The following is a 14,778-nucleotide window of genomic DNA, read 5'->3' as shown; positions in this document are numbered from 1 at the left end:
CAATCAATAACAACGCAGGCTGAATTTCGACGCATTCGATCTTAACCCACCCAACATTGAGGCATCTCATGAAATTTAAAGCGCTCACGGCGATGACGCTGGCTATGACCATGGTCAGCTCACACGCCGTACAAATAAATGAAATTCGCATCGACCAGCCCAGTTCAGATGTCGATGAATACTTTGAACTTAAAGGCAGTCCCAACGAATCGTTAGATGGTCTTAGTTATATTGTGATCGGTGACGGCAGCACTGGCGATGGTACCTTGGACACAGCTGTGAGCCTTGATGGTCTAAGGTTAAATTCAGAAGGGCTACTACTCATAGCAAAAAGCACGTTGACGTTGGCCACCCCAGAGCTAGTTAGGAGCTTTTCGTTCGAAAATAGCGATAATGTTACACACGCCTTGATTAACAACCTCACAGTATCCTCCGGCGACGATTTGGATGCAGATGATGACGGAGTCCTAGATCCAGGCATAGCAGCTCAAATCATAGATTCCATCGCTTTGGTTGAAACCCCTACAACGGGCGATGCGTTTTACGGAACCACCACTATTGGTCCTGACGGGAGCTTTGTCCCAGGGCACGTATTCAACTGCCCAGATGGTTGGCAAATTGGTGAATTCGTTCCCGCGGAGAGCAACGACACGCCGGGAATGAACAATACCTGCCAAGACGACGGCACAACTGACCCTACCGATCCGGTGATTGCGGAACGCACAATCCCTGAAATTCAATCCGATCAGCCTGCAAGCCCGTACGAAGGTGAATTAGTAAAAACAACCGGCGTAGTCACCGCAGACTTCCAAGCGAACGAGCAATTAAGGGGATTTTACCTCCAGGATGAAAACGGGGATGACAATACATCTACCTCAGACGGAATTTTTGTATTTACGCCCAGCTTAACACCAGAGCTAGACGTCGTCGTAGGCGATAGAATCGAGTTGATTGCTGAAATCGATGAGTTTTTTGGGCTCACCGAACTTAAAAATGTTTCAACATTAACTAAGTTAGGAACCGGTATCATCGAACCTACCACGTTAGTGCTGCCAGAGGCAACAGAGGGCGACCTGGAAAACGTTGAAGGTATGCTGGTGAAAACTGAGTCAACCATGACCGTATCTCAAACCTTTTTCTTAGGCCGCTTTGGACAACTCACCTTAGCGTCTCCTAATGATCAAGGAGAGAGCGGGAGACTATATCAACCGACTAACTTATTCCCAGCAAACTCCCCACAAGCGCTCTTGATTAAAGACAGCAATGCGCGCCGTAAATTGGTTCTTGATGATGGCAGTCGTTTACAAAACCCTGAAACAGTCCCATTTTTCACAAGCCCGATGACACCCGTGCGAGGCGGCGATCAGGTAAAGAATCTGGTTGGTGTTATTGACTATGGCCGTATTGATTCTAACAGCCCTGCAACCAGCGACTATATTTTACAACCTACTCAAGCTCCAGTTTTTGTTGCCAGCAACCCTCGAACCAATACGCCTACCGCCACGGGCGGCGAGTTGAACATAGCCAGTTTTAACGTACTAAACTACTTCACAGGCATTGATAATGGGCCAGACATTTGCGGTATTGGAACCCAAGATTGTCGAGGCGCAGATACCGAAGTGGAACTGGCACGTCAGACCGGCAAGCTCGTTTCAGCGATAAGCGCGATCAACGCCGACGTAGTAGGGTTGATCGAAATTGAAAACAATGGTTATAGTGAAAACAGCGCCATCGCATTGCTAACGAAGGCAATCAATGCGGAACTGGGCGACGATGTTTACCAGTATGTGACGCCCCCCGGAATCACAAACCTTGGCACCGATGCCATTGCTGTTGGGTTCATCTACAAACCGAGTTCAGTTGAAATCGTTGGCGTGCCGGCAACGTTGAACACCGGCGCGTTCGACCAAACACTGGCAAACGGGCGTTCTCGTCAACCACTGGCTACGAGCTTTCGCGACCTAAAGCGTAACGCCACGTTCACCGCAGTAATCAACCATTTCAAATCAAAACGCGCACCAAGCTCGCCATTGGGTGATCAAAATGACGACCAAGGCGACGGCCAAGGGTCATTTAACCTAAGACGCACGGAAGCGGCTAATGACTTGATTGCTTGGCTACAAAGCGCGCCTACAGGGATAGAAGACCCTGACGTACTTGTTTTGGGTGATCTCAACGCCTATGCAGAAGAGGACCCGCTATTAGCCTTCGATGCCCACGGCTACACCGATCTGATTCAAACTTTTACGGCGGATCTGGGTTATACCTATACATTTGATGGACAGGCGGGATCTCTCGATCACGCTCTTGCCTCCAACGATATCGTGAAGCAAGTGGTTGGGGTTACTGCATGGCACATCAATACCGATGAGTCCACGGTGTTTGACTACAATACGGAGTTCAACCCAGAGGCATATTATTTTGACAACTCCTTTAGATCATCAGACCACGATCCTGTCATCGTTGGCCTATCGCTGACGCCTGAGTTTGTCGACGATGATGGTGACTTGATCGACGATCGTGAAGATGACCTCTGCTTGGGAACGCCATTGGGTACGGAAGTTAACCAGGAGGGTTGCGGTGGCCAACAATTAGTCGACCTTAACTGCGAACCAGTATTTCAAGACAATCCGTATCTTTATAAGCGATGCGTACTACGCCAAGTAGTTTCAGCCTACTCACAAGGCCTATTAACACGAAACGAAGCTCGTAAAATCTATTGGAAAGCCGTGATACGTGTGTTTTTACATCACTTGTACCGCCGCTTTCACTAAGCCTTAGGCATTGAATTTAGCGTAAAAGCCTATAAATAGCGGAGCGCTAAACTTGATAAAACACACTAAGGCAGGGACGCCTTAGTGCTCGCTTACAGCCTATTCTTCCTCGTACGACCATCAAATTCACTGATAACTGACACTGCTTCAGAGTTCTCACACTAGTTAACAGTTACTGCGTATACATACAGGCCGAACCGTAATACCTTGCAGTGCGAAGTATTTCCACTGATTGCGATGTTTTCTTAAGCCGTACTCGTAATCCTACTTTGCATTTAACTCAACGTATCAACATCTGGGGGATATAGATGAAATTGACATTACGTAAATCAGCGCTAGCCTGCGCATTCGCTTCGGTTACTTTTCTGTCCGGCTGCGCCTCAAGCGGAAACTCACACACTTCAACTAACGCACTTGAAGCTGATCGCCTAGCTGAATTGGATCGGCGTTCTGCCGAACTGGACGCAAGAGAGGCAGAACTTAACAATAGAAGCTCTGGATCGACATCAGGGGAAGGTTATTCCAACGAGCTAGCGGTCAACGGTGATCTCTTACCACCCAATGCGGCACCTGGCGAATGTTACGCAAGAGTGTGGGTTGACGCTCAATACAGAGACGTAGAAGAAGAAGTGTTATCGCGAGAAGCCAGCCAAAAAATAGACGTCATTCCGGCCAGCTACGAAACAGTCAGTGAAACCGTTCTGGTAAAGGCTGCGTCAAGTCGTATAGAGACCACTCCAGCCGTATACGGAACAGAAGAAGAGCAAATAAAAGTTCGCGATGGCGAACAACTTTGGCGAGTTGGTCTCAGCAAAGATGACGCACCAGCCAGTGATGCTTTGCTCGCGGCTGCAGCCACTCAAGTCAATTTACAAACTGCCACCGTCGGCATGTGCTTTCATGAACATTATGAACCGGCCTCTTACGAAACTGTCTCTGAAGAAGTACTTGTAAAAGCGGCGACTGAAAATGTTTCAATCGTTCCAGCGCAATACCAGATGGTAGAAAAGAGCGTCTTGGTTAAAGAAGCTTCAACCAAGTTAGTTCAAATACCCGCTGAATACGCAACGGTAGAAGAACAAGTCATTGATAAGCCAGCCCATACGATATGGAAGAAAGGTAAAGGTCCGATCCAAAAAATCGATGAGGCCACGGGCGAAATCATGTGTCTAGTTGAAGTACCAGCGACTTACAAAACCATCAAACGCACGGTATTAAAATCGCCAGCAAGAACTGAAACAGTTGAAATTCCAGCGGAATACGCCACTGTTTCGGTACGCGAAGTGGTCAGCGCAGCAAGTGAAGAGCGCACCCCGGTACCAGCCGTTTATAGCACCTATCAAAAGCAGGTCTTAAAGCAGGAAGCCGGTTTTGTATGGCATGAAGTTCATAATACTGAACACCCAGCAAACACTCGAACCGGCAACAAAATCTGCCTTACTGAGACGCAACCTGAATACAAGACGGTCGCCCGCACCATCGTGACCCAACCGGCTGTGTCTCAAACGGTCGAAATACCCGCTGAATACAAAGAAGTTAAGGTAACTAAGTTAGTCAGCGCGGCAAGCGAATCTGTGACAGAAATACCTGCCGAGTACAAGACTATATCTCGTCGTGAATTGGTTACGGATGGGTATATGGCTTGGCGTTCAATATTGTGTGACACCAACATGACGCGTCAACGAGTAGCCGATATCCAGAAAGCACTAATAAACAAAGGCTACGACATTGGAGAATTGGGAGCTGACGGCGTGATCGGGGCAAGTACGATAAAAGCAGTCAATGCTTTCCAACAGGATAATGATCTGCCAGTCGACCAATACTTAAACATACAAACTGTTAAAGCACTAGGCGTTTCAACTCAGTAACATAAGCTCCACCTTGGGTACGAGGCTTCGCAATAGAAGCCTCGTACCATTTTTTATTCTCCCCGGTATCCTTTTGGTAGGTACCCTGCCAACCCCGCGGTAGATAGTCTAGCCGCATCAAGTGTAAATCGCTGCTTAACGCCCAGCGCCCCAGAGTTTAACGGCGGTGCTTTTGCAGCATCCACGCGGTAACTCATGTCTTCGAAATAGTCGTCAAAAAGATCATTATCCGGTGTTATGTTTCTCGTTCTTCGTGAAAAATTTCCTATCTTCTCAGGACATAAAGATCTACTAAATCTGGCGAACCCTTCAAAACGAGTGCTCTCATCAACGGACTCATCGCTGTGTTTTAACAATGCACAGAAGAATTCATGAAGAAACTCAGCACGTGTTCCTTTTTGACACAAAAACGTTAGCCTCGCACCATCAAGATCATTGAAAGAGGTCGATTTAATGCCGTCACTCTTTATATTAATATCGTACAACGCCCGCCCTCCTGTGATTGCAGCAGTGGCCTCCAAGGTCGCAATCATGTTATCAATGCGCACCCTAGACAAGACGTCATCAATGTTCCAATCATCATCTGGCGAGGCGATAATGCCCTCACACTCCGCTACCATGAGAGGAAGATCCAAATGACAATTGAATGGCGTGGCTCTCCCTACTTTGGGAACTTCTGTCAACGTGACCTCAGAATAATAGACGAAGCGCTCACGCAACTCATGCTCACGCGCTTTTTTTATCGCCAGTATCGCCGTTTGAACAACCTCAGATGTCGGAGCACTTGGCTCGATAAGCCACCGACGTCCATAAACGAGCTTTGCCGTCTCTTTTTTCTTGCCATAATTTTCGTGCCCGATAATGCCAGTCACAAGATAGAGTAAGTCATTTTCCTTCGCTGCAAAGAGTAGAAACCCCTCTGGCGTAGTAATCTTAGACAAAATAGCTTCGACATTAGATAGGCTGCGCCTAACTTCCAAATATTGCTGAGGCACGACTCCAGCCCCCCCTTCAACCTCAACCACTGGCGCATAAGGTAAAGGGGTCTCCCCAAACTCATTCTCATCAGGTTCGTGTTGAGGTTTGACATCAAATGGAAAAATGGCGTGAACATTCATGGAAAACTCGTAAAAGCTGGTTCAAATAAAACTAATAACGATGATCGAACTATGCCTGAACAACATGCCGATTATGTGAACGTTTGAACAGGATAAATCGAATTGACGATCCTCTGAAAGACCGATTGAAATGAATAATTCATGCATAGATTGGTCATACATCTGTAACAAATTTACGAGACAATTCAATCGTTGGACAAAGAGAGGCGTCAATTAAAGCCTCTACCATAGGCAAGGGACACTGCGCGCATCCGTTGACACCAGTCAATGGATGGTAATTTTCGAAACGTCGGCAATGCGTGGCAACTACACGATAGAGTTTGAGCGCTGAGCCGACGAAGTAGATTTAAGCCGTGACATTATTCACAGCGCGATTACAACTCGTCTAAAAGAAGTCGCTCAATGGCGGTTAAACCTACGAAGCGGCGCAACCTAACAGAAAACGCCAACTCATTATGGTCGACCAAGGGATCCAATACCCTCACCAGACTCTGCTCCCTTTTGGTACATTGAACGCAGGCTACTGTTAGCAAGTACCCACTAGACTGTTTTCGCTCTAAGGCTCGGATCGAAAAACTTGCGCTCTGAGCACCTTGAATCAGCGCAACCCTTTGCGAGCTAATCTCTAATCCTGATTGGGCATCTAGTACGCTTACGGTCAGTTTGCTGCTTCTACTAAACGAACCCTCTGTGCTTTCTATGACCCCAGAAACGACGCCCAGTGTCTCCACAAATAGTCGCATTTGCTCAGACAGAGCTTCGGGCGCCAGGTAAGCACCACCACCAAGCCCCCGCCTAGGACCGTTGGTTGTAAAATATTGCTCTGGCAGTGTGTTTTCACAACCAAGACAACGCATGCGAATAGAATAATCCACGGCATTGGTTGACACATTAGGCACCGAAAAACTAATTGTTTGTTGACCCTGCTCCAGATTCAACACGATCGACTGAGCGCTGAGAATAGGCCTGGAAACGGTGAAAGATGGCGGTACAACAATAAACCCATGATTCCTAATCGAAACTTCGATCGCCAATGGTTGTTCAATAACCGTGTCTAGGGTTAAAAAGCCGCCCACAGTACGAACATCACTTTGCGACCAAAGTGGGCTTGAAAAGAGAAAAAAAACGGCTAAAGAAGGCAAAACAAACCTGTACAACGGAGTTTTTACAGCCATTGTTCTGCTATAGAGTATTCTTTTCACAATTATTTTCACAAGTTTAGTAAACCTTTTTACTATAGTCTGCATCAAATAGACATAACCAACAAAAAATAGCGCTTGCGCCAAAACCAAGGCACAAAGCAAGCAGGAATAAGTACTTGCACGACGATGAGAACCAGCTCGTTATCCGTAGTTTAAACGGGGATCGAACTGCCTACGAAAAACTATACAGGGCAAATGTGGGGAAAGTATACGCATTGTGCTTGCGTATGTGTGGGCAAAAAGAGCTGGCTGAAGACTTAGCACAAGAATCATTCATTCGCGCATGGCAAAAATTAGACAGCTTTCGAGGTGACAGTAAGTTCAGCAGTTGGCTATATCGATTAACCAGCAATGTGGTAATAGGCCATTTACGCAGTTCATCAAAATGGCAACTCGAGCAGTACGACGAAGCAATTCATGAAAAAACGTTAGAGAAAGTAAGCAGTTCAGATTCAATCAAAGCCCATTGTGGCGATATCGAAAAAGCACTTCTGACCCTGTCTGACAAAGCAAGAGTGGTTTTAATAATGCATGACTATTTGGGATTTAAACACACTGAGATCTCCGACATAACAGGCATGGCAATTGGGACATCAAAAACTCACTTGCACCGAGCGAAGGCACAGCTTAAAGCGCAAGCTGAGGCGGCCTAGACACCGAGAAACTTATGAACGATAGACCTAAAAATACGCTAAAAGACTTAGATTGGGACATACAACCTGATCGAGACCTCTGGGCCGATATTGATAGCAATATTCGCTTTAGCGGTAAGCCGAAACGCGAAACAGACGATTCAATCGCCGTTACAAAGCAGCCAGCCAAACGCAGGCCCTGGGCACCTATCGCCATCGCGGCGTGCAGTGTTCTGGCGGTTGTCTCGGTCGTGATGTCTGGTATGTCATTACAACGTGCAAATCAAACATATGAATTACAAGCAAAAATGGTTGAGTATCAACAAAGCCATATTGCTCTAATGGAACAACAACATAAGGCTGTCAGGTCACAATTTGTCAGCTTTATTGAGAATCAAAACTCACCGTTGCACCCGGCCACAGCCCAAGAACTGCGCGCTACACTGGCCACTTTTGATAAAGCGTCAATGCAATTGAAAGAAGCGCTTATCGCACAGCCGACCAATACTAGGTACGCCACCACATTAGCGGAGACGTACCATCAAGAAGCTGAGCTTCTAAATAAAATAAAGGCGACAGCCACCCGTTCCATATAGGGACATGCCGAAATTGAGGGCAACCACAATGATTATGTTAAAACAAAATGCACTACTACCGCTGGCCATAGCGCTACTATCGCCATTCAGCGCCTTTGCAGGTGATGTAGACAAAACACTGCCTTGGACCGAGGGAGGGGATATTGACATTAGTATCACCGCTGGACAAGTCGAAATCCGGGGCTGGAATAAAAACGAAGTTAAACTCAGCGGCGACTTCAGCGGCGACGATGACCGATTGACTTTTAAGAGGTCCGGAAAAAATATCAAGCTTGACCTAGAAGACGAAAGTCGAGGATGGTGGGGCAATAATTCCGGAGGCAACGTTGATTTTACGCTATTCGCACCGTTTGAAAGCGACATCGATATTGACGGAACATCTCTAAGCATCGAAATCAGTAAAATTAACGGCGATATCGAAATCAACTCAATAAGCGGTCGCATTAAATATAGCGGTCAGTCAAAGCGTTTGGATGTGGAGACAGTAAGTGGCGATATTGATGTTGAAGATGCCGGTGGCAAGATTAGATTACGCACAGTCAGTGGTGATATAGGAGCTGACGTTAGCGCCTATACATTTGATGCAAAAACAGTGTCCGGAGACATTGATGGGCAAATCGGCAACGTCGAATCGGCCAACCTATTGTCGGTCTCTGGCGACGTCAAGGTAGAACTGGCACTGGCTGACGACGGCAGAGTGGACGGTCAAACAGTGAGTGGCAATTTAGACCTCAGCTTTGATAACAAAGTAAACGCTGACTTCGAGCTGAACACCGGTCCTGGAGGTGATATTAGTAACCGCCTCAGTGACGACCGAGCAAAGGATGACAGTCGCTGGGGAGAAGAAATTAGATTCACCACCGGCAATGGCAGCGGAACGGTAGATTTAGAAACCATGAGCGGAACCATTAAAGTCCGCTAGCAAACTCAAGTTAGAACAATCATTGTTTATAAGGCACACCCAATTTGGTGTGCCTTTTTTTTAAGATTCGCTCTTTTGAAACACCAAATCCCAAACCCCATGCCCCAATCGAACCCCTCTGGCTTCGTATTTAGTGCCCGGCCTATAATCGGGTTTGGGCGCATAACCGTTGGCCGTATTACGAAGAGACTGGCAATCACTTAATACCTCTAAAATATGCTCGGCGTAATTCTCCCAGTCGGTTGCCACATGGATTTTTCCGTTGTTCTTTAGTTTTCTGACTAAGGTTTCAACAAAAGGAGCCTGAATTAAACGGCGCTTATGATGTCTCTTTTTATGCCATGGGTCTGGGAAAAATATTTGCACTCGATCAAGACTCTCGTCTGGTATCTGTTTTTCCAATACCTGCACGGCATCGTCTCCCGACACCCGAACATTTTGTAATTCTTGTTGCCTGACTTGCACCAACAAGCTACCAACACCGGGCTTATGCACCTCAATACCAAAAAAATTGTATTCTTTGCTGTCGGCTGCCATTTCAGCCAATGACACACCGTTACCAAACCCGATTTCAAGCACAACTGGCGCATCCCTGCCAAACAAGGCTGACAAATCCAAGGGCGATTCATCCAGATCAACTCCGAATTTGGGCCACGCTTGATCTATGGCATTTTGCTGGCCCTTAGTTAGCTTCCCTTCTCGCTTGACGAAACTTCGAATTGGTCGAAAAAAATTATCGTTTTCGGTCATCATTTTTAATATCAATTATCGCAACAACCGGTATTTTAACGTGTTACAACACAATCGACCTAGTTAACTCACCATTTTGCTCTATAATTGCGTCTCCACTGGCATCAGTGGAGTTCTCAGGGCGGGGTGAAAGTCCCCACCGGCGGTAATGATGGCTTGGCCCATTTAGCCCGCGGGCGCTCTCAACGCTTTTTCCAATGACTTTCTTGGAAAACAGCGCGAGGTTTTTATTGCACACTCTATCAGCACAATACCAGTTTGGTTGTTCTGGTTAGACGGGTTTAAACTTCTTTGAGAGGACAAGCAGACTTTGGTGAGATCCCAAGGCCGACAGTGACAGTCTGGTTATGAGAATGAGGTATTAAAGCTCGAGCAATTCGAGTGAATGTTTGCGTATTGATTGGCTATTGCAGCCAATATAAACCTGCGCGCATGCCTTATTTGCCCTCAATTAAACGATTTTCACTTAATTGAGATTAAACCATGAACACTCCAATTTCATCTATCGTAGCACGCGAAAAAGTCGCGTTTATTCAAGCCGGCTGGCATCGAGACATCGTGAACCAGCTAAGAAACTCTTTCGAATCTGAATTCAGCATCCTCAGTAAAAAACATATTGATTTCATTGAGGTGCCTGGAGCGTACGAGATTCCGCTGCAATGCAAAGCGCTGGCCGAAAGCGAAAAGTACGCCGCCGTCGTTGCTGCGGGCTTGGTCGTTGACGGGGGAATATACCGCCACGACTTTGTCGCATCTACGGTGATCGATGCGCTAATGCGCGTTCAACTTGACACCGGAATGCCGATATTTTCGGCCGTATTGACCCCTCATCATTTCCACTCAAATGAGGAACATCAATCGTTTTTTACCGAACACTTTACTCTAAAAGGAAAAGAAGTGGCTCATGCTTGTGCAAAGTCACTTGAGTTGTTAAGTGGCTGATTGAGTATCGTGGATGAGCGGCCGAACTTGAAATCGCTCATCCACGGTTATTCCATTCACGGTGTTTGCCTGTATGATATTCGCAGAATAAAAAACACCGGAACAGTCCATGATAAATCAGGCCATTGCTTTAATTAACGACGTACTTTGGGGTAAATGGCAGGTCTTAATTTACTTGCTTGTTATGGCTGGTTTGTGGTTTACATTTAAGCTTGGCGCGATTCAAATTAAGCACTTCGGACACATGTTTAGTTTGATTCGAAACAGCACTCAATCTGACAAAAACGGCATCAGTTCATTCCAAGCCTTGTGCACAAGCTTATCCGCGCGGGTTGGTACCGGCAATCTAGCCGGCGTGGCATTTGCAATTTCGTTAGGCGGTGCTGGCGCAATTTTCTGGATGTGGGTAATCGCCATACTAGGCATGGCAACAGGGTATGCTGAGAGCTTGCTCGCCCAAGTCTACAAAGTTAAAAACCCCAAAGGAGAATTCCGCGGCGGACCCGCTTACTATATACAACAAGGACTTGGGCTTAAATGGATGGCCATTCTGTTCTCCATTTGTATTTTTATGGGCTACGGTTTGTTTTTCAGTGCCATGCAAGCCAACACCATCGCTGATGCCATAAGCCACAGCTACGGCTTTTCTACTCAATCCATTGGCATCGTCATTACGGTGTTAGCCGGCATCATTGTTATAGGGGGACTTCGTGCCATCGCTCGGTTTGCTGAGCTGGTTGTTCCCTTCATGGGCGCTGCATACGTACTGACTGCAGTGGGCATTACGATTTACAACATCGACCTAGTTCCAGCGATGCTGGCAGACATTATGCTTTCAGCCTTTGGTTTACAGGAAGCGGGTGCAGGGGCTATCGGTGCGGCGATCAAAAACGGCATACAGCGCGGACTTTTTTCAAACGAAGCAGGGTCAGGCAGCGCTCCTCACGCCGCAGCTAGTGCAGCCCCCATGCCAAACCATCCGGCGACTCAGGGCTATATCCAGATGCTGGGCGTGTTTTTTGACACCATTGTACTTTGTACTTGCACCGCAGTAATAATTCTCTTGGCGGGTATTGATGGAACGGGTGAATTGGGCGGCATTCGAATTACTCAAGATGCCATGCAAACCCATATCGGCGACTATGGCAGCCATTTCGTTGCCACCGCGATCACGTTATTCGCCTTTACCTCCGTGGTCGCAAATTATGCTTATGCGCAAAGCAACCTGAGAATTTTCAAACTAGATAATAAGGCCGGCAACTGGGGCTACACAGCCGCCTACTTAGGCATGGTTTTCTGGGGGTCTAGCGCCACCTTAAAGCAGGTTCTTGCGGCGGCGGATATGGCTCTCGGGCTGATGACTGTCGTTAATGTCATCGCGCTCATTTTGCTAACCCCTACCATTGTGGCGGTTAGCCAACACTATATGAACAAGCGCAAACGCAACGAAGACCCGTCCTTCGTCATCGACGAGTGCAAGGTACAAGGTACGGTCAAACCAGGGATCTGGGATCAAGCGTCCTCAAACTAACTCGATCGCGTCATCGTATTGTTAAATTGATCGACTAGCATCAAGCATTGAGTCTAAACAAGAATGCGCATTTAAATAGGTATCATCATGAAAATCACAACAACGTTATTTGTTATTGGCTTATTCACGTGCAATTGCATACATGCCATAGAGGTACAAGGTCATAGGGGTGCACGTTCTGTACTTCCAGAAAACAGCCTAGCCGGTTTTCAATACGCGCTTGAAGTCGGCGTAGATACCTTAGAGCTCGACACCGGTGTCACTAAAGACGGGCATGTTGTTATCGTGCATGATCAAAAAGTAAACACCACCATTTGTCAAAACAAAGACGGATCTCCCATTCAGGAAGCACGTTTGATCAACAAGCTAACGCTCAAGGAACTCAAAATGTTGGATTGTGGCAGTTTGGTCAATCCGAGATTCACCGAGCAAACACTCAGACCGTTGACCGAAATCCCCACGCTCAGGGAACTGTTTGAACTGGTTAACAATTCAACGGCTTCTCAAGCCGACGTTGTAAAATTTAATATTGAGACTAAAAGTGATCCGAAGTTTCCTGACGCACAGCCAAATCCTAGAATATTCGCGTCCCTCATTTTAAACCTAATCGATGAATATGAATTAAGTGATCGCGTTACACTCCAATCCTTCGATCACCGCACACTGTTAGCCGCTAAATCATTAAACCCAGACATAAAGTTGGCGGCTCTCTTTGACAGTGACCTGAGCGACTGGGTTACACCGACACTGGCTGCAAAAGCTGACATCGTCTCGCCAATGCATCATTACCTGAGTGCCGAAGAGGTAAACAAGATTCATGCTGCGGGGCTCACGGTCATTCCATGGACTGCAAATAAGGAAAGCGAATGGCTTCGCCTCATAAACATGAATGTCGATGGCATCATCACCGACGATCCGAAGCCATTAATTGATATGTTGCGCGATGTCGATAGCGTCACTGAGCCACCTCATAATGCCTCCAGTCAACATTGAAAGATAACCAGAGGCCATTCTTTCGGATCGACGGATGAGGCAGTGAGTGTGGTTAAACCAGCGTGAGCACGCCAATAACACTGGCTGTCATGCAGGTCGCCAATGTACCGCTAACCATGCTCAATAGCCCCATTCGAGTTATCTCTCCACGACGTTCAGGCGCCATCGCGGACAAACCACCAATCAATATACCCAAACTTCCAAAGTTAGCAAAACCACACAATGCATAGCTGATGATCAGGTCACTTCTGGGGCTTAACGCGTCTTCAGGCAATTGACTCTGTTGAATAAAGGCTAAGAATTCATTAAAAATAGTTTTAACGCCCATCAAAGTTCCAGCGGATGTCGCCTCTTGCCATGGAATTCCCATTAACCAACAAACCGGCGCCATTACCCATCCCAACACTCTCTCCAAAGAAATCGGCTGCCCATATAGTTCAGGCAATAGTCCCAATGCCGAGTTGGTTAACGTTACTAACGCGATGAAGGTAATTATTAAGGCCAAAATACCCAACATCATTTGCATGGCACTCACCGCACCCTGTGAAATGGCGTCCATAGGCCCACTAAAGTCAAAAGCGACTTCCGCGTCTGATGGGGTCGGCTCACCCTCTTGAGGGATCATTGTCAAAGAGATCACCACCGCCGCCGGTACGCTCATTATCGATGCGGTCAGAATATGACCTACGGCATCGCTAATCACTTGATTCAAAAACGTTGAGTAAAGCACCAACACCGTACCCGCCACGGTTGACATACCAAGCGTCATGACCATAAACAGTTCAGAATTACTGAGCTTTCTAATGCTGTTTCGAATAAATAGCGGCGCTTCAACCATACCGATAAAAATATTGGCCGCACCAGATAACGCAACAGCGCCGCCGATATTTAAGCTCTTTGAAAATATCTTCGCCAACCCTTCAATGATGATTGGCAGAATCCGCCAGTGCGACAACAAGGCGGTTAATGCACCGATCACGATGATAAGTGGAAAGGCTTGAAACGCTAAGACGTAGCTGTTTTGTGGCTTGGTGACATCAAAGGGGGCTTCACCGCCACCTAAAAAACCAAACACAAACGCCGTGCCTGCGTTCGTTGCCGCTTGCAAAGCGAGAACAGCCTGGTTCATCACCGCAAACATGCTTTGAAACAGAGGAACTTTCAAAAACAAGATTGCCAAGGCAAATTGCAGTCCGATTGCGGCCAATAGCAGCCTGATATTGAGTTTCTTTTTACCCTTACAGAACAACAGTGCGATTAAAGGAAACGCTATAAGACCGAGAGCGCTCTGCAAATTTAGGAAAAAATCCATACCAAAATTTTCTAAAATAATGAATTAGCCGCCACTTTAGCCTTTATTTGGGTAGGCAACAACACACTTTTATAAGACAATTCGCCTCGTATAAACATCTTGTAATATTTCTATCACATGCGGTTTATACGATACCAG

At 46.8% G+C, this 14,778-nt stretch carries 12 protein-coding genes and 1 riboswitch; of the genes, 8 read left to right on the top strand and 4 right to left on the bottom strand.

Annotated features, from left to right (window positions below; all coding sequences use genetic code 11):
* Positions 1-68 precede the first annotated feature (68 nt).
* Together ABWW54_RS08330 and ABWW54_RS08325 are read left to right on the top strand one after the other, a co-directional pair.
* Complete coding sequence (locus tag ABWW54_RS08330; protein WP_353411786.1) at positions 69-2,774, top strand: ExeM/NucH family extracellular endonuclease; 2,706 nt, start codon at positions 69-71, stop codon at positions 2,772-2,774.
* Positions 2,775-3,082: 308 nt separating this feature from the next.
* The gene (locus ABWW54_RS08325; RefSeq protein ID WP_353411785.1) at positions 3,083-4,642 is read left to right on the top strand and encodes a peptidoglycan-binding domain-containing protein; all 1,560 of its coding nucleotides are present in this window, start codon (positions 3,083-3,085) and stop codon (positions 4,640-4,642) included.
* 53 nt (positions 4,643-4,695) lie between these two features.
* Here ABWW54_RS08325 and ABWW54_RS08320 read toward each other — a convergent pair whose 3' ends face one another.
* Both ABWW54_RS08320 and ABWW54_RS08315 read right to left on the bottom strand, forming a co-directional pair.
* Complete coding sequence (locus tag ABWW54_RS08320) at positions 4,696-5,760, bottom strand: hypothetical protein (protein WP_353411784.1); 1,065 nt, start codon at positions 5,758-5,760, stop codon at positions 4,696-4,698.
* Between the two features lie 374 nt (positions 5,761-6,134).
* Positions 6,135-6,935 (bottom strand): hypothetical protein, encoded by an 801-nt coding sequence (locus tag ABWW54_RS08315; RefSeq protein ID WP_353411783.1) that lies wholly within the window; start codon positions 6,933-6,935, stop codon positions 6,135-6,137.
* A 143-nt stretch (positions 6,936-7,078) separates the two neighbouring features.
* Between ABWW54_RS08315 and ABWW54_RS08310 the strand changes: the two genes are divergently transcribed.
* From ABWW54_RS08310 to ABWW54_RS08300, 3 genes are read left to right on the top strand one after another with little or no spacing between them, the layout of a single operon-like run.
* The gene (locus ABWW54_RS08310; RefSeq protein ID WP_353411782.1) at positions 7,079-7,615 is read left to right on the top strand and encodes an RNA polymerase sigma factor; all 537 of its coding nucleotides are present in this window, start codon (positions 7,079-7,081) and stop codon (positions 7,613-7,615) included.
* A gap of 14 nt (positions 7,616-7,629) precedes the next feature.
* The gene (locus ABWW54_RS08305) at positions 7,630-8,190 is read left to right on the top strand and encodes a hypothetical protein (protein WP_353411781.1); all 561 of its coding nucleotides are present in this window, start codon (positions 7,630-7,632) and stop codon (positions 8,188-8,190) included.
* 28 nt (positions 8,191-8,218) lie between these two features.
* Positions 8,219-9,112 (top strand): DUF4097 family beta strand repeat-containing protein, encoded by an 894-nt coding sequence (locus ABWW54_RS08300; protein ID WP_353411780.1) that lies wholly within the window; start codon positions 8,219-8,221, stop codon positions 9,110-9,112.
* A gap of 60 nt (positions 9,113-9,172) precedes the next feature.
* Here ABWW54_RS08300 and trmB read toward each other — a convergent pair whose 3' ends face one another.
* On the bottom strand, positions 9,173-9,865 hold the full coding sequence (gene trmB / locus ABWW54_RS08295) for a tRNA (guanosine(46)-N7)-methyltransferase TrmB (RefSeq protein WP_502907784.1): 693 nt from the start codon (positions 9,863-9,865) through the stop codon (positions 9,173-9,175).
* 105 nt (positions 9,866-9,970) lie between these two features.
* Positions 9,971-10,221: riboswitch (FMN riboswitch) on the top strand.
* Positions 10,222-10,345: 124 nt separating this feature from the next.
* Between trmB and ABWW54_RS08290 the strand changes: the two genes are divergently transcribed.
* The 3 genes from ABWW54_RS08290 to ABWW54_RS08280 all read left to right on the top strand — a co-directional run bounded on the left by ABWW54_RS08290 (position 10,346) and on the right by ABWW54_RS08280 (position 13,328).
* Positions 10,346-10,804 carry a 6,7-dimethyl-8-ribityllumazine synthase gene (locus ABWW54_RS08290; RefSeq protein ID WP_353411779.1) on the top strand — a complete coding sequence of 153 codons (459 nt, stop codon included), beginning with the start codon at positions 10,346-10,348 and terminating at the stop codon, positions 10,802-10,804.
* Between the two features lie 109 nt (positions 10,805-10,913).
* Positions 10,914-12,335 carry an alanine/glycine:cation symporter family protein gene (locus ABWW54_RS08285; RefSeq protein WP_353411778.1) on the top strand — a complete coding sequence of 474 codons (1,422 nt, stop codon included), beginning with the start codon at positions 10,914-10,916 and terminating at the stop codon, positions 12,333-12,335.
* An 87-nt stretch (positions 12,336-12,422) separates the two neighbouring features.
* Positions 12,423-13,328, top strand: coding sequence for a glycerophosphodiester phosphodiesterase (locus tag ABWW54_RS08280; protein ID WP_353411777.1), 906 nt, complete (start codon positions 12,423-12,425; stop codon positions 13,326-13,328).
* Between the two features lie 52 nt (positions 13,329-13,380).
* Here ABWW54_RS08280 and ABWW54_RS08275 read toward each other — a convergent pair whose 3' ends face one another.
* Positions 13,381-14,640 (bottom strand): NupC/NupG family nucleoside CNT transporter, encoded by a 1,260-nt coding sequence (locus ABWW54_RS08275; RefSeq protein WP_353411776.1) that lies wholly within the window; start codon positions 14,638-14,640, stop codon positions 13,381-13,383.
* Positions 14,641-14,778 lie beyond the last annotated feature (138 nt).

Origin of the sequence: Arenicella sp. 4NH20-0111 (assembly GCF_040366405.1) — a bacterium.
Lineage (GTDB): Bacteria > Pseudomonadota > Gammaproteobacteria > Arenicellales > Arenicellaceae > Arenicella.
Note: the sequence above shows the minus strand (reverse complement) of the source record. Positions and strands in the feature narration are given on the sequence as shown.

Bases quoted from the DNA above. Each gene is read 5' to 3' on its own strand.
- ABWW54_RS08330 (WP_353411786.1), top strand. From the start codon at position 69: ATGAAATTTAAAGCGCTCACGGCGATGACGCTGGCTATGACCATGGTC.
- ABWW54_RS08325 (WP_353411785.1), top strand. From the start codon at position 3,083: ATGAAATTGACATTACGTAAATCAGCGCTAGCCTGCGCATTCGCTTCG.
- ABWW54_RS08320 (WP_353411784.1), bottom strand. From the start codon at position 5,760: ATGAATGTTCACGCCATTTTTCCATTTGATGTCAAACCTCAACACGAA.
- ABWW54_RS08315 (WP_353411783.1), bottom strand. From the start codon at position 6,935: ATGGCTGTAAAAACTCCGTTGTACAGGTTTGTTTTGCCTTCTTTAGCC.
- ABWW54_RS08305 (WP_353411781.1), top strand. From the start codon at position 7,630: ATGAACGATAGACCTAAAAATACGCTAAAAGACTTAGATTGGGACATA.
- ABWW54_RS08300 (WP_353411780.1), top strand. From the start codon at position 8,219: ATGATTATGTTAAAACAAAATGCACTACTACCGCTGGCCATAGCGCTA.
- trmB (WP_502907784.1), bottom strand. From the start codon at position 9,865: ATGATGACCGAAAACGATAATTTTTTTCGACCAATTCGAAGTTTCGTC.
- ABWW54_RS08290 (WP_353411779.1), top strand. From the start codon at position 10,346: ATGAACACTCCAATTTCATCTATCGTAGCACGCGAAAAAGTCGCGTTT.
- ABWW54_RS08285 (WP_353411778.1), top strand. From the start codon at position 10,914: ATGATAAATCAGGCCATTGCTTTAATTAACGACGTACTTTGGGGTAAA.
- ABWW54_RS08280 (WP_353411777.1), top strand. From the start codon at position 12,423: ATGAAAATCACAACAACGTTATTTGTTATTGGCTTATTCACGTGCAAT.
- ABWW54_RS08275 (WP_353411776.1), bottom strand. From the start codon at position 14,640: ATGGATTTTTTCCTAAATTTGCAGAGCGCTCTCGGTCTTATAGCGTTT.